We start from the raw sequence: 25,861 nt of genomic DNA on the forward strand, positions 1-25,861 counted from the left end.
TTGAGAAATTTAGCCATCTTGAATCGCTTGCACACATATAATGAGTATGCTATACTGAACATGGCAGGAATGAAAGAGCAACTTCCATAACATGTACACGAAAATCCCCCCAAGTCACCACCTTGGGGGGATTTTCTATCCCTTTTTTGCGAGCTGGGATTACGGCTCAGGCTTGTTGCCTTTTTCTCTCTCGTCAAGCCATTTGCTGATATAATTGGCGATTATGCCAGCCAAGACGGAGAGAAGGAATGAAAGAGCAATATCTTCCATAGCATATACACCTCCTTCCTTTGCCAGTCTGGAGGAGGCAACGGACAAAGTATAGCATATCCCTACGCAAAAGAGAAGATGCCGAAAGAGGCGTAAAAAATAAATAAAAATTGCATAGGAAATATGAGAATCAAGCAGGAAAATCCGTCGGGGGGGAATTATATACTCATAGAATATACATTACTCAACAAAGGAGATGTTGTATCATGGGTACGGTTGCAAAAGGTTGTTTAGGAGCAATTTTAGGTCTGATCGCGATCGTCATTATCGGTGTGATGATTGCCTCGTGTGCCGGGGGTTCGAAAGATCAAGGTGGTAAATCGGCGCCTTCTTCGTCATCGAGTGCGAAGCAGGAACAGGCGAGAACTTATGCGGATGCTGACATCAATGTGCTTATTCGGGAAGCGAAGACGAATGCAGCGGCAGCCAACAAGAACTATAAGGGGAAAGATGTAAAGATCGTTGGCGGTATTCTGGAAAATATCGACTCTGATTTAAAATATATAACGATAAATGGAACAGATCGGAATTATTCCTTCCTCCATGTACGTTGCTCTATCAAGTCAAAGAATAAAGAGCTGCAGGATGCCGTCCTCAAGCTGCAAAAAGGACAGGCTGTAACGGTATATGGTCGTATTACTGACGTAGGTGATGTGATGGGATATTATTTGGATCTTGATAAGGTCGAAACAGCCAAATAAAGGATAACATAAGAAAATTCCCCTTGCCATTTCGGCAAGGGGAATTTTCTTATGTTATCCTTAAGGACGGCGCACAATGTCCACAAAGTGGACGTTTATGCGATTTCCGTGCGCTTTTTTGCGCCGCGATACGATTCGGCGAGAATCTGGATCGGGTGGTAGACGACCTGCGGCATGTTATTTTGGACGACGCCGTCCGTGATGTGCATGCGGCAGCTCGGGCAGCTCGTCGCCACGAGGTCTGCGCCCGTCGCCTTGATGTTGTTGCACTTGCGGTCGTTGATCTCACGGCTCATCTCATAGTGCGCCATGCAGAAGGAGCCGCCGGAGCCGCAGCAGCGGTCATGCTCTTTCATCTCAACGAACTCCAAGCCTGGAATGGCCTTCAAGACTTCGCGCGGCTGTTCCGTGATGCCAAGGCCGCGAACCATGTGGCACGGATCGTGCATCGTGACCTTCTTGTTGACCGGCGAGAGGTTGTCGGTGCGGAAGCCTTTCTCGATGAGCAGTTCGCTGATCTCTCGTACCTTCGCCGCCATCTTCTCGGCGCGAGGACGCCATTCGGGATCGTCTTTCAGCCATTCGGGATAGTGCTTCAAGGCTTCGACGCAAGAACCGCAGGCGCCGACGATGTAGTCGACGTCGAGAGCTTCGAAGACGCGGATCGTATTGCGTGCGAGCTGGTTCGCGAGGTCGAAGGCGCCCGATACATGAATCGGCGTGCCGCAGCAGTGCTGCTTGGACGGCAGAACGACCTCGATGTCGTTCGCCTTGAGAACGTCGATGACGGCATCGCCCATGTCCGTGTACATGTAGTTGATCGTGCAGCCCGTGAAGAAGGCGACGCGGAACTTGGGGTTCGCCACCTTGATGACCTCGGGATATTGGCTGCGCAGTGGGCGCGAGGCCAAGGGCGGGGTCGCGCGGTTCGGATCCATGCCCGGCATAGGCAGACGCGACTTCACAGCATTTTTGCCCGGCACTTCCTTGAAGGACATCCAGCCGAACATGCCGCCGAGCTTCAGCGCTGCATCGAAGAGTGGGCGGTTCTGCAGGAGACGGAAGACATTCTTCTTGATCGGGTGCAGGCCGCGCGCCTTGACAGCGGCGTTCCTGCCGCGCAGGATCAGCTCGTCAGCCGCGACGCCGCACGGACAGTTCGCCGCGCAGCTCTTGCAGTTCAGGCACATCGCCATGATGTGGTCAAATTCCGCCGAGATGGGAATCTTGCCCGAAAGATATCCCTGCATCAGAGAGATCTTGCCGCGCGCGACCATCTGCTCTTTTTTCGTCTCGCGGTAGATCGGACAGACGGCTTGGCAGTTGCCGCATTTCATGCAGTTCGCCAACGCGTCCTCGATGTCCGCGAGGAGCGATGTGTCCTGCTTGTTCAGGTCTGCCGCCGTAAACTTTTTCGTTTCTTCAGCCATAGGTCAGCACTCTCCAATCAATTTGCCCGGGTTCAGAATGAGGTTCGGGTCGAGTGCGCGCTTGATCTGGCGCATGGCCTCCATGCCTTCCTTGCCGTGCTGCAGCTCCATCCAGGGCAGCTTGCCGAGGCCGATGCCGTGCTCGCCCGAGAGCGTGCCGCCGAGCTCGACCGCACCGCGGAAGATGTCGTCCATCGCCTCGTGGACGCGCTTCGTCTCCTCCTCGTCGCGCAGGTCGCAGACGATCGTCGGGTGCATGTTGCCGTCGCCTGCATGACCGAACGTGCCGATCGTGACGTTGTGATCCTTTGCCGCCTTCTTGACGATGGCGAGGAATGCCGGAATCTTGCTTCTCGGCACGGTCGCATCTTCGACGAACGTCGTCGGACGCAGCTTCGCAAGGCACGGAAGCGCCATGCGGCGAGCCGTCCAGAGCTGTTCCTTGTGCTTCGCGTCGCGGGCAAGCGTGACCTCGCGTGCGTTGTTTTCCTTCAGAACCTTCATGACCTTGTCCGCCTCGTCCTCGACGACCACAGGATGACCGTCGACCTCGATGAGGAGGATCGCGTCAGCGTCCGTCGGCAGACCGACGTGCATGAAGTCCTCGACCGTGCGGATCGTCGCGTTGTCAAGGATTTCGAGCGTCGCAGGGATGATCTTCGCGGCGATGATGCCCGAGACGGCGCGTCCCGCATCCTCGATCGTATCGAAGATCGCGACCATGCTCTTCGTCTTCTCCGGCGCAGGAACGAGCTTCAAGAGAGCCTTCGTGACGACGCCGAGCGTGCCTTCCGAACCCGTGAAGAGCTTCGTCATGTCGTAGCCCGAGACGTCCTTGACGTTCTTGCCGCCCGTATGCAGCACATCGCCGTTCGCGAGGACGACTTCGAGACCCTGTACATAGTTCTTCGTGATGCCGTATTTCAATCCACGCAGGCCGCCCGAGTTTTCTGCGATCGTGCCGCCGAGGCTCGCCGTCTTGACCGTGCCCGGATCGGGAGGGTAGATGAGGCCGAACTGCGCGATATGTTCGTTGATGTCCTGCACGACGACGCCCGTCTCGACCTCGGCGATGAGGTTTTCGAGATCGACGTCGATGATCTTATTGAAGCGGAGCATCGAGAGGACGATGCCGCCCTTCAAAGGCGCCGTGCCCGCCGAGAGATTTGTGCCGGAGCCGCGCGTGTAGACGGGGATCTTGTGCTCGTTCGCGAACTTCAAGACCTTCGAGACTTCCTCCGTCGTGCCGGGGCTGACGACGACGTCCGGCATGTAGATATGGCCGGGCGTAGCATCATAGGCGTAGGAGTAAAGTTCCTCTTCCTTCGACTGAACATTCTCCGCGCCGACGATTTTCGTCATTTCTTCTACCAGCTGCTGCTTTTCCATTTAGTGTGCACCTCTTTCATGATGGTGTTAGTCATAGATAAAAACTATAGGGAGATAAACCTCCTATAATCTAAGTATCGCACATTTTTCGTATTTGTCAATGGAAAATTGCGACTTTTTTCGATAATTCCGATGGTTTTTCTATGAGAATCCAAGAGGTCAAGCTCAAAGGGAAGAGAGCGATTAGTTTTTTCATATAAGGGCGGCGCATAATATCCATGAAGTGGACTTTTGTGCGTGTAGTTTTCTATGCCACAGGTCGTAATCCCTGTGAATATTGGGCTTGCGGCCTGTCGTACATGTCCCATCGCTGCTTCCTAGAGGAGCGGCGTCATATACATGGGCAGGAGAAAGACATCGTGATCTTTCTGCAGATCTTTCGTATAAATCAGATACTTCTTGGCGATTTGCGCGGAATATTTTTTGCAGAACGCATCCAACGAAGCATGGCTCTTATAGCCGGAGGATTTCACTTCGATCGGGCAGATTTTATTGCCTTGTGCGATGAGAAAATCGACCTCGTAATTCGCTGTTCGCGATGGGTTGGGAAAGGTATGATAGTATAATCCATAGCCGTTGGCCGTCAGCATTTGAGCTGCCATATTCTCATATAGGTATCCGAGATTCGCTGAAAGTTTGTCGCTGAGCAATTTTCGGTAAAGCTCATTCTCGGTGAAGTTTTTGCTTTTGAACATCAGCGTGGTGAAAAGCCCCGTATCGGAAAGGAAAAGCTTGAAACGGGTCAAATCTTTATAGGAAGCCATTTCAGCGGAAGGCAGGCTCGTATGATATGCTGCCAAAACTGCTCGGGAATCGATCAGTTCTGCGATCAGGTTCAGGGAATTTCCAGGGCGCATATGGGGAAGGATATTTGAGACTACATAGCGCGAACTGTTCTTGTTCAGCTGTGCGGGAATTGCGTCGAACAACTGAGACAAACGCCCCGTCGCATCGATTTTATAAAAGTCGTCCTCATAAAGGCGCAAAATATCGCGCTTGACTTGATCGACGGTTTCGAGATCATTGCTTTCCAAGTAGACGGCGACGGCCTGCGGCATTCCGCCGATCAACATGTACAGGCGAAGGAGGCGCATGAGCCGTCGATGTGCGCCGTCCCCTGCGGGCCGCTGTTTCTGCAGTAAAATTTTAAGCGAGGGAATTGTCGCCTGATCGCCCAATGTCCAGAGGAATTCTTCGAAGTCCATCGGATGCATGAGGACGCGCTGCTCTTCACTCGGAATCAGGATATCCTTGACATTTTTTCGAATGGAGATCAAGGAGCCTGTTTCTATATAGTCATAACGGTGGTCTTTAACAAGAGATTTGATTGCTTGTCTGGCAAGGGGAAAGAGCTGCACCTCATCAAAGATGATCAAGGAACTGCGTTCGACAAGGTGAACGCCAGTTAGGAGCTGCAACTGCAGGAAGAAGTAATCGAGGTCAGAAATATCCCGAAACAGATCGCGGATCTCTTGTGAGCAAGTCGAAAAGTCAAGGAGGATATAGCTTTCGTATTCCTGTTTGCCGAATTCCTCGACAACCGTTGACTTGCCGACACGCCGTTGCCCCTCGACAAGCAGAGCAGTACGACCATCCTGCTCCGTTTTCCATTTTTTGATCTTTTCATAGATCTTGCGCTGAAACATAAGGATGCTCCTTTCCAGTGCTCGTCCGTCCGGACTGAACAAGGTGATTGTTCCTGCCTACAGCCGATTTTTTGCTACTACATCAAAATAGACAAATTTATTTTAACAAATCTATGCAAAATAGACAAATTTATTTTATATGTTTCATACAAAATAGACGATTCTCTATTGATCCAGCTGTATGCGAAGACGAATTCGGAAGGTATTCTGTCGAAATCCTAGCTGTGTGCCCCTCATATTTCTGCATTTACAAATGGAGGTGCATGGTATATATTTAAGTCATGAATTTATTGACTTGAGCAAGGAAGCAGTATGAAGGATTCGGAGTTGAAACGTTCCCCCCGCGCGTCATGATGGACAGTAAGTCAAGACGGGCACGCTTGAAGCTATCATGAAACAAGCTGGATTGAAATGAAGAGGAGGTGGTGTCATGCGTCATCATGGCGACAAGATTGCGTACTTTCTCATCGCCTTTGCCGTCTGCCTCATCCTCATGGCGCTGTCGACGTACAAGACAACGCGCATGGCGAACACGATCCTCTACACTTCCGTCGCTATCTCGCTTCTTGCGGAGAACGTCCCGAAGGTCGTGGAGATTCCGCTCCATTACGCATATCCCGTGAAGTGCATCGAGTACTTCATGTTCTTCCTCGCCGTCCTCTGTTTCATCACGGTTCTCCTGCGTCATCTTCATCTGTTTTAGGCAGAAGAGTCGATTCATCCATAAGGCTTTATGGAACAATCTGCTGAGGTATGCTATACTTTATGCGTTGCCGCCCCTAGACATGGCAATGGAAAGGGGGTGTGCTGGTGTCCATAATAACGTTTCTTCTCTCCATCATGACTGGCGTGATTGCCAATCGCATCAGTAAATGGCTCGATGAGAGGGAGCACGACGGCGACGAGCCTAGGGATTAAGCCCACCTGCTATAAGGGAATAGAAAACCCCCCAAGTTGCAGTCTTGGGGGGTTTTCGTGTACTGGTTTTGACCATAATAACGTTTGCCATCTATAGTATAGCATATTCGGTTGTCTGTGTGCAAGAGCACTTGTCAAAGTCAGCTTTGCCGTCCTTTCCCGGGACCGTCTGCGGCTACGGCGACGGCGGTTTCGGCGAAAGTCTTCATATCGTTTTCCATGTGGAGCGCGGCATCGACGAGGCGCATGCCGAGCGAGGCCGCGACGCCGCAGCTTGCAGGAAGGGCGAGCGCGAGATAGTCGGACTGAACGTGCAGGAGGTAAGGCTTGAGCGTGGGCGCGAGGGTTTCGGCGAGGTGCGCGACGCTTTCCGTCGCGGAATCGTCGAGGAGGACAAGGCAGCGGCTCTCAGCAGCGGCGCAGAGGGCGCCGAGGATGGCGGCGGCTTCTCTTTGGAGTGCGGGTGAAAGATTCTGCAGCAGGTTGAGGCTCTCTGTGCCCTCCTTTGCCGGACGGAATGCTTCGTCATAACGTGCAGCCTTCTCGCGTGCCGCCTCGTCCGTCTCCACAGCAAGCGCGAGCCCGAGGAGCGAGCCGTCTGCGGCAAGCTCCCGCGCGATCTTCTGGCCGAAGGCGAAGGCTTCGGCAGGCTTGCTGTCTCGGTCGAGCAGCGCGAGTGTCACGGGCGCTCCGGCGTGCGCGGCAAAGGTGGATATGAGCCGCTTCTGCCGCGCGGAAGGCTCTTTTGCTGCGAAGATGAGCAGCGCTCGCCGCGCACCAAGCGGCGGCCGCGCCTCGCCCGTGACGCCTGCGAGGCGCACGGCCAGTTCTTCGAGCCGTCCGAGGCTGTAGATGGGCTTGGCGAGACTGTCAATGCGCTTTTGGCAGGCGGCCATGGCGATAGTGTCGAGCGCGGGGAACGAAGGCAGAGCGAGGTAGTCGAGCGCATCATCTGCGTCATCGGACATGCTTTTCGACAGGAAGCGATACGGCATCGCCTTCATCTCGTCCTGCGCATCTTTTGCTTGCGCTGCATTCGCCGCAGCGTTTCGCTTCCAAACGTGCTCTCCCTTGCCGTCGCTTGCCGCCGCATCCTCTGCGAAGAGGCTTTTTGCAGCTTCGATCGCAGCATCGAGGAAGTCAGCGACGATGGACGATCCCGTCGCTTCGCCGAGGCGAAAGCGCATGTCCATATAAGGCATGAGGCCGAGCTTCTTGAGAATGGCGGCGTGCGCCGGCTCCGCTGCGAGGTGCGAGGGCAGGAGACAGCCGCAGGCGGCGGGCGCGAGTGCCTCGGCGATCAGTGCCGCCGCGCCCGTGTTGAAGCCGTCGAGGATGACGACGGCTCTTCTTCTTGCCGCACCGAGGATCAGTCCTGCGATGCAGCCAAGCTCGAAGCCGCCGACCTTCTGCAGCACGTCGATGCCGTCGCTCGCATCGGGGCGGTTGACGGCGAGGATTTGGCGCACGACTTCGATCTTCTTTTTCAGGCGTTCGTCGGAGATGTTCGTGCCGCGCCCCGTCGCCTGCTCGGGCGTAAGACGGCACAGGCAGGCGGCGATCGCTGCGCTCGCCGTCGTATTCGATATGCCCATTTCGCCCGGCAGGAAGCAGCGGCAGCCTTCGGCGGTGAAGTCTTCGGCGAGGCGGATGCCAACGGCGAGCGAGCGGAGCGCTTCCTCGCGCGTCATGGCGGCTCCTTTGGCGGAGTTCTTCGTGCCGTGCGCGATCTTGCGGTCGATGAGCGAAGGTAAGGGCGGCAACGGAGCCTTGATGCCGAGGTCGGCGACATGAAGATCACTTCGGGCGAAGTTTGCGAGTGCATTGGCGACCGCGCCCTTGGCGAGCAGGTAGTTCGCCGTCATCTGCGCCGTCGTCTCGGGCGGATAGGCGCTGACCTGCATTTCGGCGACGCCGTGATCGGCGCAGCAGATCAGCGTGCATTTCTTTGGCTTTTCGAGCGCTTTTGCCGCGCTCTTCGTCGCACGCGCATAGCGGTCAAGCAGGGCGGCGAGTGCGCCGAGACCGACGCCTTGCGGCAGTTTTTCCTGCAGGGTGCACTGCATATTCTCGCCTGCTCTATCGTCGGGCGGCTCGATGGCGCGAATGGTATCGTGCACGAGGCCGGCGTCGTCCGTCCGGCGCAGATCGCCTCCTAGGGGGGCGACAGTTCGCTTCATATCGCTGCCTCCTTCGGTACCTGCTTCAAGGAGAGGCCGATGCGGCCGCGCTCTTCGTCGACCTTGATGACCATGACGCTTAATATGTCGCCGACGGATACGACGTCGAGCGGATGTTTGACGCGCTTCTTGCTGAGTTCTGAGATGTGGATGAGCCCCGCCGTCTTGATGCCGATGTCGACGAATACGCCGAAGTCCGTGATGTTGCGCACCGTGCCGCGCATGACGGCGCCTACCTTGATGTCGGAGAGCTTGACGATGGACTGGCGCGTCAGGGGTGCGGGCAAGTCCTCGCGCGGGTCGCGCCCCGGCTTCTTGAGCGCGTCGATGATGTCGCGCATGGTCGGAGCGCCTGCTGCGAGTTCCTTGGCAAGCGTTTCGGCATCGGCGAGGCGGAGCTTTGCGCCGAGCGTATCGAGAGCCTTCTTGTTGCCGAGGTCGTCAAGCGAGAAGCCCAGGCGGTCGAGCAGCTTTTCGGCGAGCGCGTAGGATTCGGGATGGACGGGCGTGTTGTCGAGGGGGCTTTTGCCGCCTGCGATGCGCAAAAAGCCCGCGCACTGCGTGAAGGCGGCAGGGCCAAGGCGCGGCACCTTGAGGAGCTGGCGGCGGCTGGCGAAAACGCCGTTTTCGTCGCGCCAGTCGACGATATTCTTCGCGATCGCCTTCGTGACGCCCGCGATGTGAGAGAGAAGAGCCGCCGAAGCCGTGTTGAGGTTCACGCCGACATGGTTGACGGCGGATTCCACGACGGCGTCGAGTGCGGCGGCAAGCTCCTTTTGGTTCACATCGTGCTGGTACTGGCCGACGCCGATGGCCTGCGGGTCGATCTTCACGAGTTCGGCGAGGGGATCCTGCACGCGCCGCGCGATGGAGACGGCGCCGCGAATCGTCACGTCGTATTCGGGAAGCTCCTCTTTCGCGAGCTTTGAGGCCGAGTAGACGGACGCGCCCGCTTCGTTCGTGATCAGGTAGTGAACGGGCAATTTGTTCTCGCGAATGAGGTTGGCCGTGAATTCTTCCGTTTCGTAGGAAGCCGTGCCGTTGCCGATGGAGATGAGCGTCACGCCGTGCTTTTTGATGAGTGCGAGCACCTTTTTTGCCGCTTCGGCGCGTCGCTCTTCGCTCATCGTAAGGTAGAGAACGCCGTGGTCGACGACTTGCCCCGTGGGACTGACGACGGCCATCTTGCAGCCCGTGCGGTAGCCGGGATCGAGTCCCATGACCGTGTGGCCGGCGAGCGGCGCTTCCAAGAGGAGCTGCTTGAGGTTTGCACCGAAGACATGGATCGCCTGTTTTTCGGCGTTTTCTGTCAGAAGAGCGCGAAGCTCGCGCTCCATGGCGGGGAAGAGCAGACGTTTATAGCCGTCCTCGATCGCTGCCTTCAGCGATTCGCGGAAGATGGAATCGCTCTTTGCCAGCCCGTCGAAGATTTCCGCCGCAAGCTTCTCATGGTCGCATTGGAGCGTGACCTTGAGGCAGCCTTTCTTCTCGCCGCGGTTGATGGCGAGGATGCGATGCGAGGGCAGCGTGCGAAGCGGCTCCTTGTAGTCCTGATACATGAGGAAGGTCTGCGCGTCCTCGGCCTCTTCGTCGAGCGCAGTCACGAGTTCTGCCCGCTGCCAAAGCTCCTTGCGCATCTTCTGGCGCAGCGCAGCGCCCTCGGAAACGGTCTCGGCGACGATGTCCATCGCGCCGGAGAGTGCGTCCTCCGCTGTTTCTACGCCCTTTTCCGCATCGATGAACTGCGCGGCGTATTCTTCCGCCGTGCCGCTTTTCTCTTCCTGTGCGAGAATCGCGAGCGCCAGCGGCTCAAGCCCCTTTTCCCGCGCGACGCCCGCACGCGTGCGCCGCTTCTGCTTGAAGGGCAGGTAGATGTCTTCCAGCTCCTGCATCTTCAGCGCCCGGTCGAGCGCTTCCTTGATCTCGGGCGTGAGCTTTCCCTGCTCCTCGATGCTCTTTTCGATCTCCTGCTGGCGCTTCACGAGATTTCTGAGGCGCGAAAGCTCGCTCTCGACGGAGCGCACCTGCTCTTCGTCGAGTTCGCCCGTCGCCTCCTTGCGGTAGCGCGAGATGAAGGGCACGGTGTTTCCCTCGTCGAGGAGCGCGATCGTCGCCTCCGCCTGCTTCGCTCGGATGCCCAAAGCGCGCGCAATAGCCGCGCCGATGTTTTCTTCTTTCATGGCAATACCTCTTGTCTTTTAGCTTGTAGCATGATATTTTATTGGATTTACTGTTGTTTTAATTTTTCTGTGATTTGTTTAAAAAACTCCGCGTTCCATATATCGAGTGCGGAAGTATTATGGATAAACGGCTCCACGTCCTGTTTCGCCTGTGAAAAATTGATGGCGTCAAAGTGTTCGCGAAGCATTCTTTTTATATCATCCAGTGTACAGGTGTCTTCTTTGCGAATGTAACCGGAATCAATCAACCGTTCGTGCAGATGTGCAAGGTTGACGGCAGCATCGCGGGAAAGGTAGAAAACATAATCGTAGAGGTCTCTGCCCTTGATCCGGTTTCGCCACGCCCTTGCCAGAACGGCATGAATCTTTCCGGCGAATAGGGAAGGCATATCGTATAATTTGATCTCATAGGGGGAAGGCAAAAGACGATATTTGTGCTCGAATGCAGCGTATTTTGGAGGATCTACATCCACCTCGAATTTGATTTTTACAGCTTCCGTTTTCACAACACTTCCTGCAATCTGTTCATTTCCGTAGAACAAGAGCAGGTGTTCTTTTGTATTCCCTTTCAAAAAGGCGGAACGGATATGACTGTCGTTTGCTTTTACTTTTTCTGAAACAGTCATATTTAAACCGAAGGATCTCACTTCCTTTTCCAGAATAGGGAAATACTCTGACAAATCAAAAGCGGGATTTTTTGTTTCTAAGGAAAAGTCCAAATCCTCGGAGAACCGATCAAGTCCATAGAAAATACGCAGCGCCGTTCCCCCGTAAAAAGCAGCTTTTTTGAAAAAACCTGCGCGAGAGAGTCCGCAAAGAACAATCTCCTGCAAGATCTCTTTCATAGCATTTTTTCGATCATATAGATTTTCAACACTATATGCTTGCAGCATTTGTTCCAGTGAAGCGTTCATTTCATAGTCTCCTCAATAACGTACAGAGTTTCCTGATATTTGTTGCATGATATTTGTCACACAACTCGGCGATCGTTTTCAGGTTCATCTTCCGAAGCTCCGATTCATCGATTCGAAGGTCATCAAAAAGCAAGGAGGCAAGTTCTTTTGTATTTTTGGCCGGACGCATAATATATAGTTCATCGCACAATGCCTTTTCGAAGGATGCAATCCGATACCAGTAGTCTCCCTCATGGCGGATCTCAATGTATAGGGGGAATGCTGCAGAGGGGATATCTTGGTAGGTAAAAGTTCCGAAAGGCGTATCATACTTCTTCTTCTTTTTCTTTTCAAAAGTAGCACATGTGATGGTATAGACGGCTTCCGGGATCAATCCGTAATGAGAGAGAGCATATTCGAAGGAAATATAGGACGGACCATAGATGCTCCCGGCCAGAAGATGTGCAGATACATGTTGATTTGTTTCATAAAGACCCTTTCGGATCTGAAAGCATTCTCCTTTTTGAACCATTCGGGACAGTTTCGTTTTTGGGGAAGCATAATCGGATAATTTCGCTAAAAGCATTTCCGTTGTTTTTATCATAATTGCACCTCCCAGTACAATTATATGCAACTAATTGGAGAGAATCAAGTGTTTTGGAAGCATATACGCGCAGAATGCGTGAAAAATCATCCATGTCCTGCTATAATATAATAGAAGAGTTTCTGAATCGTTTAGGAATGAGAAAGGGCGCGTCACATTGGAGAAAATTCACCTGGCGGCGAATTGCATCAAGGGATATCTGCAGCCGCCGTGCCGCGCGTGTGAGGATGTCTGTCCCGTCGGCGCGTTCCGCTGGGGCGTGCCGCATCCCGATCTCTGTATCGACTGCGGCCTTTGCACGGCCGTCTGTCCGGCCGCCGCCGTCGAGACGCGGCTTGATTATGCGGCAAAGCTGACGGCTGTCGTGGCTGCCGATGCGCCAAGCGTGCGCCTCGCATGCGCGAAAAGCGCGCCGGATTCCATGCTTCCGTGCCTCGGCTTTCTCACGCGCGGCATCCTCTGGGCAATCGCCTCGCAGAAGGAAGTGCAACTCGACATAGGCTCTTGCCGCGCGTGTCTGCCTGCCGTCCACGCGCACCTCGCACGCGAGGCTGCCGCCGTCGATGCGGCTCTCGCGGCGGCGGGGCGAGCGCCTCTTCGCTTGCTTGATGCTGCGCCTGCCGCACGCGAGTACAGCCGCCGCGATTTCTTCCGCCGCTTTCGCGATGTGGCGAAGGAGAAGTTCGGGCAGGAAGATGCGGCAGGCGGTGCGGGGGGGAGTGCAGCAGGGGAGCACGACGTTGGGTTTGCCGAGCGTATGGCGTGCGGCACTGCAAGTGCGACGCATGCGGGCACAGCATCGGCAGAGGCGGGTGACGTTTTGCCGCCGGATGCAGCGGGAATGGGGCAAGACTCCATGCCCCCTGCACTCGCCGCGTTCTCCGCTCCCGCCTGGGCATTCGCTCAGGACGCTCAGCCCGCCGCCGTGCACGCCGATCTCGCGCTCTACAGCGGCTGCAATGCCTGCGGCTTCTGTGCCCGCCTGTGTCCGCACGGGGCGCTGCAAGCAAGCGTCGAGGCCGAGGACTTCGTGCTCACCTTCACGCCGCAGCTCTGCACTGCCTGCGGACTCTGCACCGCACGCTGCCCGAAGAGCGCCCTGCGACTCGCCGCCTCCCCCGCCGCCAAGCGCTGGCGTATCCCGCTGCCGCGCTGCGAATCCTGCGGCGCTCCGTTTCAGCCGATTGGCGCGAGCAAGGTCTGCCGCGCGTGCATGGAGGGATGAAGGCAAGGGTTTGACATGCGCATGAGATGTCGCTCCATGGTGGTCAAAAGTCTTCGGCATAAAGGGAAGATTGACTTTTGACACTGCGCCTGAGGTATGGTATTCTAAACGAAATATATGAAATCATCGTGAAGGAGTGTCGGTCTATGAAAAAACGCAACCTGCTCGCTTTGACTGCGGCGCTCGCGCTCAGCAGCAGCGCTGCGTTCGCCGCGTCGTCGGCGCAAGACGCTGCAGCGGAAGCGGCTTCGGCTGCGCCTGTCGCTGTGCAATCTGCTCCTACGCAGTCATATGCGCAACGCACGACTTCATCGAAGGATGAAAAGACAAAAGAGACGGCGGTAACTCCAAGCTACATTGAGGCGCCGGAAGAATTCGAGATTGCTTCCCTTGGGCGTCCGTCGACAGTGCAAAACTATCGGCTTTTCAAAGGGGATACGATGCGCATTTTGCCCATCGGCTTCACGGAAGACATAAAGGTTGAAGAGATTCCAGTTGGTGTCGATGGCTGCGTGCAGCTCCCTTATGTCGGCAGTGTCAAACTGGAAGGCATGACGCTGGATGAGGCGAAGGAAGCGCTTCTGGAAGCCTTCGGTGAGTACATGCGCATCCCCGATATCTCGATTTTCGTCACGACATATGGAAAGCGCAAGGTCTACGTCATGGGTGATGTGACAAAACCCGGCATTCAGGAGATGGACGCTGACAATATGAATGCCTATGCTGCCCTGGCAAGCGCTGGCAGTTGGACGGATCGCGGGCGCAGCACGCGCATCCAGGTGATTCGTGTGCGCGACAATGTGATGTACTACCGTACGCTTAATATGAAAGACTATACGAAGAAGCACGACCTCACGCAGAACGTCGTGCTGGAAGACGGCGACATCGTCTATGTGCCAGCATCGAACGGCATTAAATTTAATGAAGATATCCTGCCGTATATCAACGCTTGGGCAATGTATAAATCGCTGACGGATTGAGTCGTGGATAGGAGAGAAACGGCAATGGAACAAAATGAGGATACGATTGACCTCTCGAAGCTTTTTCATATCATGGCTGCGCGTTGGAAGGTCGTGACAACGATCGTGTTCGCGTGCACGGCGGTGGCGGTAGTGATTGCTTTTGTGTTGCCGAAGGAGTATGAATCTACCACGCTTGTGCAGACGCGTAATACTGGAAAGGTTGATGTTTCTGGTGCTGCCGCAGCGATGGCGATGTTTGGGGTAGGTGGCGGATCTGTATCGTCGCCGACGATGAATTACATTGAACTGATGAAATCACGTACGGTGCTTGAGCCCATTATCGATAGTATGGATTTTGAAAAGGAAAAGAAGCCAGATGCGAAAGCATTCGCAAAAAAGTACCTTGATATTAAAAACACTAAGGGAACGAATCTTATCGAGGTTACTGCACGAGGGAAAGATCCAGAAGAAGCGCAGATGATTTCGCAGACGGTCGTTGACAACTTCCTCCTCATGCAGACAGACATGAACCAGGAAACGCAGTCCTTGCTCGTGAAGTTTCTTGACAAGCGTATTGCGGAAAGTAAGCAGGAGTCGGAAGAGGCAGAGCAGAAGTTGGCAGCCTTCAGTAAGGAGCATAAAATATACAGCCCCGATGAACAGGTCAAGGCAGCGATTGAACAACTGGCTGTTTTTGACAAGGCGATCAGCGAAGCCGAGGTGCAGCAGAAGTCCGCACAAGCAGAATTTGATGCGGCCGAAGCGAAACTTGCGGAACAGAAGATGAGGAGCAGGGCATATAATATTTCTGATAACGCTGTCGTGCAGAAAATCCGAGATCAAATTATTGCGAAGCAGGTGGAACTCGTGGGTCTTGAGCAGCGCTATACCGACAAGCATCCAGACGTGCAGAAGGCGAAGAGCGAATTGCAGCAACTGCAAGGAAGCCTCAATGCGGAGGTTGTCGCGAGTGTCGACTCAAATGCCGCAACGCTCAATCCGACACAGTCAGAGCTTTTGAAAAGTCATGCTTTGGCGGCCGTGAAAGCTTCTGTCGCAGAGGCTGAGGCGAGTAAACTCAAGGAACTTCGCAGCAAAAAGGAAAAAAATATTGGAGATATGCCCAACGATGTTTTGGAATATATGACACTTGAACGTGATGTGAAGATTAAAGGAGAAGTCTATCTGAATCTTGTTAAGCAGAGCGAACAGAGCAAGATTCAAGAGGCGATGGACAGCATGGATATCCAGATTGTCGATCCAGCAAATTTGCCCGATGAGGATAAACCCGTTGCTCCACGAAAGAAATTGATCACGGCAGTCGGTTTCGTGGTCGGTGTACTTCTGTCTATGGGATATGGGTTGCTTCTTTATAGGAGAGATGTATAGATGGTTTTGATTGAGATAGTTTCTGTAAATTTTTAAGATATATATTCAGTCGATATACGGAGTACGAGAGGCTTTCAAGACTGTCTTTAGCGATGGGATCCTCAAAAAGCGTGCTGTGTATATATCTTTACATTACTAGAACTTAACTAGAATCTAGCTGATTAGTCTTTTATAATAAACGGCAAAATCATTTTGTATTTTGCGCTCGCTTTGCGTATTTGCTTGTGAGATTTAGTTTTTGCCGAAAGGAAGCGTAAATTCGTTATGATGTCGTTCATTCATGTGAAGGAAAAGTTTAAACTTATTTTCCTTGACTTTGTTATTTTAAGTGTCATGCCAGTGTTGGCTGTGCTCTTGCGATTTGAGGGTGCTTTACCGGAGTATGAGGCTACAGTCTTGCATGTATGGCTTCTTCCTTCCGCTGTTCTTGGCGTAGGTATTTTTTACCTTTTTGGCATGTATCATCGAATTTGGCATTATGCACGGATTCGGGATCTCAATGCGATTGTCGGAGCGGTCACATTGTCTTCGGCTGGAACATTTCTTCTTCTTTTCTTAGTTGGAAAAGATGTGCCGAAAAGTGTTTTTTTGATTTCATGGATGCTCGTTTTGGGTGGTATAGGTTTGAGTCGTTTGGCGTTTAAGATTAATTTGGATATGCTTTCCAACGCTCAAACAGGACAACGGGCAGTGTTGATTATTGGTGCTGGTGATGCTGGTGCTATGCTTGTGCGAGAAATCGAACAAAACGATGCGGCGAGTGTTCGTATTGTCGGTTTCGCAGATGATGACGTGAAGAAGATAGGCAATCGTTTGTCGGGATTTCCTGTCTTGGGATCGATTGATCAAGTCCCTGAAATCGTTGAGACGCAAAATGTAGAGGAGATTATCATTGCGACGCCTTCAGCAGAAGGTGATGAGATTCGCAGAATTACAGATATATGTCATCGCGTATCCTGTAAAGTCAAAACAATGCCTGGTCTTTATGAAACGATGGAAATGGGCAAGCGAAATATTGGTTTACAGCAGCTTCGTGAAATACGCTTGGAAGATCTCCTGCGGCGCGATCCGATCAAACTGGATTTCGATAAAATTACACATTATATCGCAGGGAAGACGGTTCTGATAACGGGAGCGGGTGGCTCAATCGGATCGGAACTTTCTCGTCAACTCAGTCATGCCGGAGCAAGGGAAATCTTGCTCTTGGGACGTGGGGAAAATAGTATTTATGAAATTTATCAAGAGTTGAAAGTAAAATTTCCAGAGCAATCCTATCGTACCGTTATCGCTAATATCACAGATAAAGCTCGTATGGAAGAGGTGTTTCGCAACTATAAGCCAGAGGTTGTCTTTCATGCAGCGGCGCATAAGCATGTTCCTCTGATGGAGATTCAACCAGTGGAGGCTGTTCAGAATAATGTGTTTGGAACGAAGAATGTAGCGGAGCTTGCAGATGCATATAAAAGTGAGATTTTCGTTCTGATTTCTACGGATAAGGCTGTCAATCCGACAAGCGTAATGGGGGCGACGAAGCGTGCAGCTGAACTCGTTTTGCAGGAAATTAATCAGCATAGCGAAACGAAGTTTGTTGCTGTCCGCTTCGGCAACGTCTTGGGCAGTCGTGGCAGTGTAGTGCCTCTTTTTGAACGCCAGATTGCGTCAGGTGGGCCTGTTACAGTCACAGACCCGGAGATGACACGCTTCTTTATGACTATACCTGAAGCAGTGCAGCTTGTTTTGCAAGCTGGAGGGTTGGCCGAAGGGGGTGAAGTGTTCCTGTTCGATATGGGGAAACCTGTAAAGATCAAAGACATGGCATGCGACTTGATCCGCCTTCATGGACGTATCCCAAATAAGGATATAAAGATCGTTTATACGGGATTACGTCCTGGAGAGAAGTTATACGAAGAGCTTCTGACGAATGAAGAGGGAACGACGAGCACAAAGCACAAGAAGATCTATAGGGCGAAGATTATACCTATGCAAAAAGGTGCTCTTCAGAAAAATTTGGGTGTGTTGAAAAGCACGAGAGACCGACTGACGATACTTAAAACATTAAAATGTATGATTCCTACATACAAAAGCAAGCAATTGGAAGACACTAGAGAAGGAGCATGAATAGCATGAAAGAGAGGAAAATCCCCTTTTCACCGCCGGATATTACGGAGGAGGAAATAGCAGAAGTCTCAAATGCCTTGCGTTCTGGCTGGATTACGACAGGACCGCGCACCAAGCAGTTGGAAAAAGAAGTGGCAGCCTTTTGCGAAAGTTCGAATGGAATGGCGGTGTGTTTGAATTCAGCCACGGCAGCCTTGGAACTTTCCTTGCGCGTCCTTGGTATTGGTGTGGGAGATGAGGTTATTACTTCGGCCTATACCTATACGGCGAGTGCTAGTGTCATTGACCATGTAGGCGCTAAGATTGTTTTGATCGATACGCAGCCCGGTTCATACGAGATGGATTATGACCAGTTGGAACAAGCGATTTCTACGCGGACAAAAGCCATTATTCCAGTGGATTTGGGTGGCGTCCCATGCGATTATGACCGTCTGTTTGGCATTGTGGAACGACAGCGTGAAAAGTTTTTCCCGCGTACGGAGATTCAACGCAAGATTGGGCGTGTGGCGATTGTGGCGGATGGTGCGCATGCATTTGGAGCTTCATACAAGGGGAAGAAGATCGGATCGGTTGCGGACTTTACGTCGTTCTCCTTCCATGCAGTCAAGAATTTTACAACGGCAGAAGGCGGTGCAGCACTTTGGAAGTCGATTCCAGGTGTGGATGATGCAGAGATTTATCATGAATATCAGTTGCTCTCCTTGCACGGACAGAACAAAGATGCGCTTGCCAAAACAAAGCTTGGAGCATGGGAATATGATATTAAGGGCACATACTACAAGTGTAATATGACCGATGTTTTGGCGGCAATTGGTCTCGTGCAAATGAAGCGCTATTCAGGGTTGCTGGTGCGGCGGCGTGAAATTATTGCACAGTACGATAAGGGGCTAAAGGATCTTCCTGTGGAGGTGCTGCCACATTTCACCGACGTTGCACAAGGAAGCGGACATCTATATCTCGTGCGGTTGTTGGATTTTGACGAAAAGAAACGCAATCTGTTTATTGAAAAGATGGCAGAAAAAGGTGTTGCGACAAATGTTCATTATAAGCCGCTTCCAATGCATACGGCATACAAGAATCTTGGCTTTGACGTCACTGCATATCCGAATGCGTACGCACAGTATGCAAATGAAGTCACCCTGCCGTTGCATACTTCTTTGACGGATGAGGATGTGGACTATGTCGTTTCAGTCTTTCGGGAAGTTTATCAAGAGATGAGGATATGATATTAAAAGAGTGGGAAGATCTTCCCGAGGATATGCAGCTTGAAGCAATCCGATCATATTATAATGTGTTGCATCATCGCAAGATTAGTTTATGTGTGCAATTCATAATAGATCGAGTATTGGCGTTCTTATTGTTGATTGTTTTATCGCCGGTATTCCTAATACTGGCGATATGGATAAAATTAGATTCGAATGGTGAAGTTTTTTTCCGACAAGAACGTGTCACACGATATGGGAAGGTATTCCGCATCTATAAGTTTCGGACCATGGTGAAGGACGCGGAGGCGATTGGTTCACAGGTGACGACGTTACATGATAGTCGAATTACAAAAGTGGGGAGGATGATACGTGCTTGCCGTTTGGATGAATTGCCACAATTAATAAATGTCCTTATAGGTGATATGGGGTTTGTCGGTACGCGTCCAGAAGTGAAAAAGTATGTGGATTGTTACACGGATGAAATGAAGGCAACGCTCTTGCTGCCTGCTGGAATTACCAGTGCGGCCAGTATCCAATATAAAGATGAAGATAGGTTGTTGCAAGATGCAAAGGACATAGATTGTGCCTATGTGTATGAGATTCTTCCCCAAAAGATGAAATGGAATCTTGATGCGTTAAAAAAAACAGGGGTGTTGTATAATTTTAAGATGATGTTTCTGACGGTTTGGAAAGTAGGGAGTTAGTATCGTGGATTATGATAAAGAACAACTAAAAGCCATACAGGAAAAAGCGCTAGAAATATTACTATACTTTAAAGAGATATGCGATCAACATGGAATACGTTTCTATGTTGGGAGTGGATGCTGCATTGGCGCTGTTCGGCATCATGGATTTATTCCTTGGGATGATGATATTGATGTGTTCCTGCTTCGGGAAGATTACGAGAGGCTTCCTAAGGTATGGAATTCGTTTGCAGACACGAAACGATATGCCTATTGCAGGACGACCGAAACAGAAAATTATCACGATGCAGGTGCATCGATTCGAGATAATAATACGACTTTCATTAATAAACACTGTGTAAATGATGATATCAATCAAGGTTTGCAAATTGATTTAATCCCCTTGGACCGTCGAGCTGACGGTATGCTTTCGCATAGCAAACAAGTCTTTTGGGCGATGGTGTATTCTCTGTTCAATGCACAGCGTCTGCCAGATAATCAAGGCGGCATGACTCGGCTATTGGCTAAAATTGCGTATGGGATTTTCTCCAATAAGCGTATACGAGATAAAATTTGGCGATATGCAGAACAGAAGATGCTTTTATCTCCGACAGATTCATGGACATATTATACAGAATTAGTGACAGGATTAAAGGGATTGACGCTAAAATATCCGAAAGATTTTTGGGATAAGCCGTGTTATCTTCCGTTTGAGGGGTATCAAATTCCTGTTCCTTCGCGTTATGAGGAATACTTGACAATGGTTTTTGGAGACTATATGAAACTTCCTCCCCAAGAAGATCAAGTACCTAAGCACAATACAGCTTATATCGATTTGAATCATTCATATAAAAATTATCGAGGGATTCATTATTTTCCACAGGGAAAGAATGAAAAAGTGGATAATGTGTTTTTACTTTAGGGGTGTATATATGGGAATGTATAGGGGGGGACAAATGAACATCGCCGTAATCTTTGCTGGCGGCACAGGAAAACGCATGAATACGCGATCGAAGCCGAAACAGTTTCTGGAGATGCATGGGAAGCCTGTTCTTATATATACGTTGGAGCATTTCGAACAACACGATGAAATTGATGGCATAGTCCTTGTTTGTATTGAATCGTGGATTGAGTACGCAAAAGATCTCTTGGTAGACTTTCGTATTCGAAAAGTACTGGAAGTGGTGTCGGGCGGAAATACAGGACAAGAATCTATCTTCCGAGGATTAGATGCTGCACTGAAATATGCGAAAGGTGCAGAGGATATTGTCTTGATTCACGATGGTGTCCGGCCTATGATTGATTCAGATACGATTTCATCATGTCTCGAGAGTGTGCAAAAATATGGAAGTGCCATTACGACGACACCTGCCATAGAGACGATATTCGTTCAACAAGGCGAACATGTGGGAAAGATATTTAATCGTTCGGATTGTGCAATGGCACGTGCCCCTCAATGCTTTTACTTGCAAGATATTTACAAAGCGCATATCAAGGCGCAGCAGGAAAAACGGACAGATTTTATAGACTCCGCAATGTTGATGCAGTATTATGGATTCTCGCTAAATACTGTGACGGGGCCTGTAGAAAATATAAAAATTACGACACCAACGGATTTTTATTTGTTTCGTGCCTTTCTTGACGCGCAAGAGAATATGCAAATTGTAGGATTGTGAGGGTAATGGATAACTTCATCGTATCAAGTTAACGCTAGTGTTGACTTGATACGATGCGTATTTTAATTGCACTGAAGCAGTATAGGGAGAGAGGAATTTCTATGTGGATTGAGAATCATGTATTTCATGAGGATATGGAATATGTCGCAAATGCTTCCTTCCTACCGTGGGGAGATTTGAAAGGAAAGAAAATCCTTATTACTGGAGCTACGGGATTATTAGGCTTTAATCTGATTTCTGCACTTTCCTATGTGGCACTGTATCGGAATATACCAATGCAAATTCTCGCATTGGTGCGCGATGAAAAGAAGGCGACGGAACGTTTTCGGGACCTTCTATCAGCGGGTGCCCCTCTTATCTTCCTTCGTGGCAATCTTGTGGATCTCCCACGAATTACATCCCCTATCGACTATATTGTTCATGGAGCAAGTCCTACGGCAAGTCGTTATTTTGCAGAACATCCAGTAGAGACCATATGTGAAAATTTTACGGGTGCGAGAATGCTTCTGGAACTTGCGCGTGTAAAGAAGTGCACGTCCTTTCTATTTCTCTCAAGTATGGAGATCTACGGTGCGCTTCGTCATAGAGAAAAAGTGAATGAAGAGAACGAAAGCCTTGTCAATACAATGCAGCCGCGTAGTTCTTATCCTGAGGCGAAGCGTATGATAGAGACTCTTTGCTCAGCCTATGCCTCGGAGTATTGCGTTCCAGCAAAGGCTATTCGCCTTGCGCAGACATTTGGTGCGGGGATACGTGATGATGAGAATCGCGTATTTGCACAGTTCATGCGATCGGCTTTGAGGGGAGAAGATATTATCCTCAAAACAAAGGGGGGAACAGAACACTCATATCTTTATACAGCGGATGCAATGACGGCAATATTGCTGGTTCTTCTTTGTGGTGAGAACAGTGAGGCATATAATGTGGCAAATGAAGAGACTTACTGTTCGATTCGTGAAATGGCAGAGTGTGTAGCTAATCTGCCATACATTCGAGAGAAATACGGTTCGTCTGTTCATGTTGTTATTCGTGAAGATGAAACTGGTGCCACTATTTATCCTCCAGAGCTTTATATGAACCTTGATACGAAAAAGATTCAGAATCTCGGTTGGCAACCTCGTTGGGGGCTAAGGGATATGTTTGAGAGAATGATTAAATCTTATTTATGAGTATTTTAACGGTGAGGGAGACTTATGGTAAGTCCATCGAATGTGTTGGTTGTTATAGATGCGGGTGCATATTATTTATTTAAAGATCTCTGTGAAGTGCCAATGATAAATAAATATATTATATCCACACCCACCAGCCCCTTTTTATCTATTGCATATAAGTTGCATACTAACAAGAAAATTGGGGAATATGTATGGCTTCCTTATCGCGATGTATGGTTTCATTATGAAGATATTGAGAGACTTCTGCCTTCTGATGGATATTTGCTTGTAAATAGCATGGCAATGTCATTGCCTACATTATCTTTTTGGAGAAAATTAAAATATAGTCATCCGAAAGTGAAGTTTGTTTTAATTTTAGTAGATTCGATGCATGGGCAGTCGAAACATATGCGAGAAGTAAAAAAGAGAATCCAATTTTTCCCGTGGGATATCATTTTATCCTACGATCAAAATGATTGTGTCGAGTATGGATATCGGTATATAGGTTTCTCTTATTACTCTCATTATGATAATATATGCCCTTCTGCTAGTTCATCCGATCTGTATTATATTTCTTCATTAAAGGGGCGTGAAAATATCTTAAGAGAAATAAGTAAAGCGTGTGATATTAACGGAGTAAACAATCTTTTTAAAATATATAGTATCTGGAAAAATATTGATTATGGTGAGACATTGAGAAAGCCATTACCATATACTACTGTTTTGGCAGATATTTTATCTACAAATTGTATTTTGGAAATTTTACCAGAGGGTCAGCGAGCACAGACGCTTCGATATTTAGAAGCAATTTGTTATAAGAAAAAACTTTTATCGAATAATCCTGATATAAAAAATCTTCCTTTATATGATGAGCGATATATGCATTTTTTTGATCGAATCGAAGATGTTGACTGGGAATGGGTCAAGCGGAAAGAGTCTGTGAACTATAAGAATACTCTTGACATATCTTCTGCTGATTTATTAAATTACTTATTTTAAGCTGACTATAGTTGTATATATTCTATTGAGGGAATCATGAAAAAAACACTAAATGTTTGTTTGATTATCTTTTTTTTATTGTATGCAGTAGGGCAGTTTTCTTCTGATATAAAAATGCTCAGTCGAGTATTTTATCTGCTTTTTATATTTTTATCTGTATTCCTAGTTAGCTTTAGAAAGAAAATATTAGTTCCGATAAAAGTCAATGATATTATCTTTTTTATATATTTGTCTTGGTCGACATTATATGGAATACATAATGGTTTTTATCCATATACCCTTGATGAAATGTTTGCCTTTGCTAGTTTGTGGTTGTCGTGGAAAATCGTCGTATTTTCGTATGAAAATAAATTGCTGTATGTAGCACTCATTCAGAAGTATTTATATTATGTGATGATACTTTGGTTTTCTGTCTATGTATTTACAGGGATTGGTGCTGTTTTAGGTTTTATACCAGACAGTGTCATTATAGCAGCGTTGTCTGAATGGGTAAAAAACAGAGGCCAGTCAATAGAGATGGTTAGCGATATTTTACAAGGAACAACGGGCTTTTTGGGGATGTTACCACGCTTATCGACGGGCTTGAATATAGTTCCGCTGATCATTTTGTTGTTACATAGTTACAAAAACAAGGGTATAAATCCTTTTGTCTGGTTTTTAGGTCTTTTATTTATTTTTATTGATTATGGAAGAGTGGATGTTTTTGTCTTTGTGATGGCTACGATGATTGCTATAATGCCTAGAATTAAAAAAGTATCGAATGTATACTGGGGAAGAATCTTATTGCCGGCTGCGATTGTTGTTGCTATCTTTTCTGTTCTTTTATTTGAAAGTGATGTATCGTATCTCTTTCAAAGCATATTTGTGAATGACCGGACATATGCATCTAATTTGGAACGTATACAACAGTATGATTCCTTGATGGATGGGGTTATAGAAAATCCATTCTGGGGATCTGGTATGGGAGCATATATCGTTAATAATATCAGAAATGAAGTTAATTTCTGGGAATACGAGTTGCAAATTTTAGCTTTTGTGTTTCAACTTGGTATTGTTGGATTTATTCTTATTGTTATAAATTTTATTGGAGACTACATATTGACAGTGTGGAAGTATACGAAAGGATGTCGTATAGGTGTATTTTTGATATATGTCATATGGATAGTTGCTTCGTGTATTCAAGGTGGAATTTTTTTTGACGGGAAAATAATTCTTCCAATTCTATTTTTTATGTCGATAAAATCAGAAGAGGTCAACTGAAAAAATGTTTGTATGAACAGAAGAACAATGTAAAAAATGAGATAGCTAGAAAGGGGCATGAAATCTTGTATCAACCGAAGATTACATTTATTACAGCTACATTTAATTCTGCAAGGACATTGGAGCAAACTATATCCAGCATACTTAATCAAACGTATCAAAATATAGAATATATCATCATAGATGGTGGCTCTACAGATGGGACGCTTGATATTCTCAAAAAATATGGAGATAGAATTCGCTGGATGAGTGAGCGCGATAATGGTATTTGTGATGCGGTAGGAAAAGGGATCGATTTTTCTACGGGGGATTATATTAACATTCTTGGTTCGGATGATTCTCTTTCAGATCCCTGCATTATTGATGCTGTAGTAAAGGAACTTCAAGATAAACCAGATTTCTTATCGTGTAGTAGATATGATGTAGATGAGAAAACGTTATTACAATATCCCTTTTGTAATACGCAGCGGATACGTAATGGGTTGACTTGCATTCCGACAGAAGGTGCATTTATTGGTCGCCATGTCCTAGAAAAATATCCTTTTGATCGGAACCTTAGGCTCATTAGTGATTACAAACTTTCTATACAGTGTCAGATGGATGAAAATATAAGGATTAAGTATAGTGATCTGTATACCGCGTTTTTTTCGACTTCTGGAGTCAGTTCGAATCAAGCTTTGGTTGAGGCTGAGGCTGTTGTAGTATACAAAAAATTGCATGTGAATCCACGAGACTATTATGGACCTGTTCCTCAAGGTGGAGCTTATGTAAAAAAAATTATACATGATAATTTACCATTGTCATTACTAATGTTAATTCTCTTAGTGAAGCAACAAGGATTAAGATATATATTTAAAGTCCTTCCGCTATCTGCATATCGTGCTTATATTCGTTTTAATCATCCAGATGCAGTAGAGCATATATGTAATAATAAGCTATGCAGGTGGTGTCATCGTGGTATATGATATAAAATAGTGTTGGA

General features: G+C 48.9%; 23 protein-coding genes. 15 read left to right on the forward strand and 8 right to left on the reverse strand.

All coding sequences use genetic code 11. The features are described 5' to 3' along the window. Positions 1-159: 159 nt before the first annotated feature. Positions 160-270: a nitrate reductase gene (locus QZ177_RS05470; protein ID WP_294175852.1), complete on the reverse strand. Its 111-nt coding sequence runs from the start codon at positions 268-270 to the stop codon at positions 160-162. A 206-nt stretch (positions 271-476) separates the two neighbouring features. On the opposite strand from QZ177_RS05470, the gene QZ177_RS05475 reads away from it, so the two are divergent. After that, positions 477-971 (forward strand): hypothetical protein, encoded by a 495-nt coding sequence (locus QZ177_RS05475; protein WP_294175853.1) that lies wholly within the window; start codon positions 477-479, stop codon positions 969-971. 95 nt (positions 972-1,066) lie between these two features. Here the strand turns inward: QZ177_RS05475 and QZ177_RS05480 are convergent, their stop codons facing one another. The 3 genes from QZ177_RS05480 to QZ177_RS05490 all read right to left on the reverse strand — a co-directional run bounded on the left by QZ177_RS05480 (position 1,067) and on the right by QZ177_RS05490 (position 5,436). After that, positions 1,067-2,401: a (Fe-S)-binding protein gene (locus tag QZ177_RS05480; protein ID WP_009645254.1), complete on the reverse strand. Its 1,335-nt coding sequence runs from the start codon at positions 2,399-2,401 to the stop codon at positions 1,067-1,069. Positions 2,402-2,404: 3 nt separating this feature from the next. After that, complete coding sequence (locus tag QZ177_RS05485) at positions 2,405-3,790, reverse strand: FAD-linked oxidase C-terminal domain-containing protein (protein WP_294175855.1); 1,386 nt, start codon at positions 3,788-3,790, stop codon at positions 2,405-2,407. A gap of 317 nt (positions 3,791-4,107) precedes the next feature. Continuing rightward, positions 4,108-5,436 (reverse strand): AAA family ATPase, encoded by a 1,329-nt coding sequence (locus QZ177_RS05490; RefSeq protein ID WP_294175857.1) that lies wholly within the window; start codon positions 5,434-5,436, stop codon positions 4,108-4,110. Positions 5,437-5,866: 430 nt separating this feature from the next. Between QZ177_RS05490 and QZ177_RS05495 the strand changes: the two genes are divergently transcribed. Both QZ177_RS05495 and QZ177_RS05500 read left to right on the forward strand, forming a co-directional pair. After that, a complete protein-coding gene (locus tag QZ177_RS05495; protein ID WP_009645262.1) occupies positions 5,867-6,139 on the forward strand; it encodes a hypothetical protein in 273 nt (90 codons plus the stop codon). 107 nt (positions 6,140-6,246) lie between these two features. After that, entirely contained in the window at positions 6,247-6,354 is a 108-nt protein-coding gene (locus QZ177_RS05500; RefSeq protein WP_294175866.1) for a nitrate reductase, read from the forward strand. A 140-nt stretch (positions 6,355-6,494) separates the two neighbouring features. Here QZ177_RS05500 and cobT read toward each other — a convergent pair whose 3' ends face one another. The 4 genes from cobT to QZ177_RS05520 are packed head-to-tail and all read right to left on the reverse strand — an operon-like array spanning position 6,495 to position 12,211. Then, on the reverse strand, positions 6,495-8,534 hold the full coding sequence (gene cobT, locus QZ177_RS05505) for a nicotinate-nucleotide--dimethylbenzimidazole phosphoribosyltransferase (protein WP_294175868.1): 2,040 nt from the start codon (positions 8,532-8,534) through the stop codon (positions 6,495-6,497). Continuing rightward, the gene (locus QZ177_RS05510; protein ID WP_294175870.1) at positions 8,531-10,714 is read right to left on the reverse strand and encodes a Tex family protein; all 2,184 of its coding nucleotides are present in this window, start codon (positions 10,712-10,714) and stop codon (positions 8,531-8,533) included. Before QZ177_RS05510 ends, cobT begins: the two co-directional genes overlap by 4 nt. A 47-nt stretch (positions 10,715-10,761) precedes the next feature. Continuing rightward, positions 10,762-11,628 (reverse strand): nucleotidyl transferase AbiEii/AbiGii toxin family protein, encoded by an 867-nt coding sequence (locus tag QZ177_RS05515; RefSeq protein ID WP_294175873.1) that lies wholly within the window; start codon positions 11,626-11,628, stop codon positions 10,762-10,764. A 1-nt stretch (position 11,629) separates the two neighbouring features. After that, a complete protein-coding gene (locus QZ177_RS05520; protein WP_294175875.1) occupies positions 11,630-12,211 on the reverse strand; it encodes a hypothetical protein in 582 nt (193 codons plus the stop codon). Between the two features lie 157 nt (positions 12,212-12,368). Here QZ177_RS05520 and QZ177_RS05525 point away from each other — a divergent pair, with 157 nt between their 5' ends. The 12 genes from QZ177_RS05525 (at position 12,369) to QZ177_RS05580 (ending at position 25,844) form a co-directional block, all read left to right on the forward strand. After that, positions 12,369-13,436, forward strand: a complete 1,068-nt coding sequence (locus tag QZ177_RS05525) for a 4Fe-4S binding protein (protein ID WP_294175877.1) — start codon at positions 12,369-12,371, stop codon at positions 13,434-13,436. 146 nt (positions 13,437-13,582) lie between these two features. Continuing rightward, positions 13,583-14,416, forward strand: coding sequence for a polysaccharide biosynthesis/export family protein (locus QZ177_RS05530; protein WP_294175879.1), 834 nt, complete (start codon positions 13,583-13,585; stop codon positions 14,414-14,416). A 24-nt stretch (positions 14,417-14,440) separates the two neighbouring features. Further along, positions 14,441-15,787 carry a GumC family protein gene (locus QZ177_RS05535; protein WP_294175881.1) on the forward strand — a complete coding sequence of 449 codons (1,347 nt, stop codon included), beginning with the start codon at positions 14,441-14,443 and terminating at the stop codon, positions 15,785-15,787. Between the two features lie 264 nt (positions 15,788-16,051). After that, the gene (locus QZ177_RS05540; RefSeq protein ID WP_294175883.1) at positions 16,052-17,905 is read left to right on the forward strand and encodes a nucleoside-diphosphate sugar epimerase/dehydratase; all 1,854 of its coding nucleotides are present in this window, start codon (positions 16,052-16,054) and stop codon (positions 17,903-17,905) included. 5 nt (positions 17,906-17,910) lie between these two features. Then, complete coding sequence (locus QZ177_RS05545; RefSeq protein ID WP_294175885.1) at positions 17,911-19,131, forward strand: DegT/DnrJ/EryC1/StrS family aminotransferase; 1,221 nt, start codon at positions 17,911-17,913, stop codon at positions 19,129-19,131. Beyond that, on the forward strand, positions 19,128-19,814 hold the full coding sequence (locus QZ177_RS05550; protein WP_265070661.1) for a sugar transferase: 687 nt from the start codon (positions 19,128-19,130) through the stop codon (positions 19,812-19,814). The genes QZ177_RS05545 and QZ177_RS05550 overlap by 4 nt, the downstream gene beginning before the upstream one ends. A 4-nt stretch (positions 19,815-19,818) precedes the next feature. After that, positions 19,819-20,715 (forward strand): LicD family protein, encoded by an 897-nt coding sequence (locus tag QZ177_RS05555; protein WP_294175886.1) that lies wholly within the window; start codon positions 19,819-19,821, stop codon positions 20,713-20,715. Positions 20,716-20,749: 34 nt separating this feature from the next. Then, the gene (locus tag QZ177_RS05560) at positions 20,750-21,469 is read left to right on the forward strand and encodes an IspD/TarI family cytidylyltransferase (RefSeq protein ID WP_265070663.1); all 720 of its coding nucleotides are present in this window, start codon (positions 20,750-20,752) and stop codon (positions 21,467-21,469) included. 101 nt (positions 21,470-21,570) lie between these two features. Then, positions 21,571-22,638 carry an NAD-dependent epimerase/dehydratase family protein gene (locus tag QZ177_RS05565; protein ID WP_294175887.1) on the forward strand — a complete coding sequence of 356 codons (1,068 nt, stop codon included), beginning with the start codon at positions 21,571-21,573 and terminating at the stop codon, positions 22,636-22,638. A 24-nt stretch (positions 22,639-22,662) separates the two neighbouring features. Further along, complete coding sequence (locus QZ177_RS05570; RefSeq protein ID WP_294175888.1) at positions 22,663-23,619, forward strand: hypothetical protein; 957 nt, start codon at positions 22,663-22,665, stop codon at positions 23,617-23,619. Between the two features lie 36 nt (positions 23,620-23,655). Further along, the gene (locus QZ177_RS05575) at positions 23,656-24,879 is read left to right on the forward strand and encodes a hypothetical protein (protein WP_294175889.1); all 1,224 of its coding nucleotides are present in this window, start codon (positions 23,656-23,658) and stop codon (positions 24,877-24,879) included. A 65-nt stretch (positions 24,880-24,944) separates the two neighbouring features. Continuing rightward, positions 24,945-25,844, forward strand: coding sequence for a glycosyltransferase family 2 protein (locus QZ177_RS05580; protein ID WP_294175890.1), 900 nt, complete (start codon positions 24,945-24,947; stop codon positions 25,842-25,844). Positions 25,845-25,861: the final 17 nt, after the last annotated feature.

Origin of the sequence: uncultured Selenomonas sp., assembly GCA_905372355.1 — a bacterium.
Classification (GTDB): domain Bacteria; phylum Bacillota; class Negativicutes; order Selenomonadales; family Selenomonadaceae; genus Selenomonas.

What these genes read in the sequence shown, in the direction of transcription:
- QZ177_RS05545 (WP_294175885.1), top strand. Translation starts at nt 17,911, where the DNA reads ATGAAAGAGAGGAAAATCCCCTTTTCACCGCCGGATATTACGGAGGAG.
- QZ177_RS05485 (WP_294175855.1), bottom strand. Translation starts at nt 3,790, where the DNA reads ATGGAAAAGCAGCAGCTGGTAGAAGAAATGACGAAAATCGTCGGCGCG.
- cobT (WP_294175868.1), bottom strand. Translation starts at nt 8,534, where the DNA reads ATGAAGCGAACTGTCGCCCCCCTAGGAGGCGATCTGCGCCGGACGGAC.
- QZ177_RS05515 (WP_294175873.1), bottom strand. Translation starts at nt 11,628, where the DNA reads ATGAACGCTTCACTGGAACAAATGCTGCAAGCATATAGTGTTGAAAAT.
- QZ177_RS05490 (WP_294175857.1), bottom strand. Translation starts at nt 5,436, where the DNA reads ATGTTTCAGCGCAAGATCTATGAAAAGATCAAAAAATGGAAAACGGAG.
- QZ177_RS05520 (WP_294175875.1), bottom strand. Translation starts at nt 12,211, where the DNA reads ATGATAAAAACAACGGAAATGCTTTTAGCGAAATTATCCGATTATGCT.
- QZ177_RS05565 (WP_294175887.1), top strand. Translation starts at nt 21,571, where the DNA reads ATGTGGATTGAGAATCATGTATTTCATGAGGATATGGAATATGTCGCA.
- QZ177_RS05535 (WP_294175881.1), top strand. Translation starts at nt 14,441, where the DNA reads ATGGAACAAAATGAGGATACGATTGACCTCTCGAAGCTTTTTCATATC.
- QZ177_RS05495 (WP_009645262.1), top strand. Translation starts at nt 5,867, where the DNA reads ATGCGTCATCATGGCGACAAGATTGCGTACTTTCTCATCGCCTTTGCC.
- QZ177_RS05540 (WP_294175883.1), top strand. Translation starts at nt 16,052, where the DNA reads ATGATGTCGTTCATTCATGTGAAGGAAAAGTTTAAACTTATTTTCCTT.
- QZ177_RS05480 (WP_009645254.1), bottom strand. Translation starts at nt 2,401, where the DNA reads ATGGCTGAAGAAACGAAAAAGTTTACGGCGGCAGACCTGAACAAGCAG.
- QZ177_RS05570 (WP_294175888.1), top strand. Translation starts at nt 22,663, where the DNA reads ATGGTAAGTCCATCGAATGTGTTGGTTGTTATAGATGCGGGTGCATAT.
- QZ177_RS05575 (WP_294175889.1), top strand. Translation starts at nt 23,656, where the DNA reads ATGAAAAAAACACTAAATGTTTGTTTGATTATCTTTTTTTTATTGTAT.
- QZ177_RS05475 (WP_294175853.1), top strand. Translation starts at nt 477, where the DNA reads ATGGGTACGGTTGCAAAAGGTTGTTTAGGAGCAATTTTAGGTCTGATC.
- QZ177_RS05530 (WP_294175879.1), top strand. Translation starts at nt 13,583, where the DNA reads ATGAAAAAACGCAACCTGCTCGCTTTGACTGCGGCGCTCGCGCTCAGC.
- QZ177_RS05550 (WP_265070661.1), top strand. Translation starts at nt 19,128, where the DNA reads ATGATATTAAAAGAGTGGGAAGATCTTCCCGAGGATATGCAGCTTGAA.
- QZ177_RS05470 (WP_294175852.1), bottom strand. Translation starts at nt 270, where the DNA reads ATGGAAGATATTGCTCTTTCATTCCTTCTCTCCGTCTTGGCTGGCATA.
- QZ177_RS05560 (WP_265070663.1), top strand. Translation starts at nt 20,750, where the DNA reads ATGAACATCGCCGTAATCTTTGCTGGCGGCACAGGAAAACGCATGAAT.
- QZ177_RS05510 (WP_294175870.1), bottom strand. Translation starts at nt 10,714, where the DNA reads ATGAAAGAAGAAAACATCGGCGCGGCTATTGCGCGCGCTTTGGGCATC.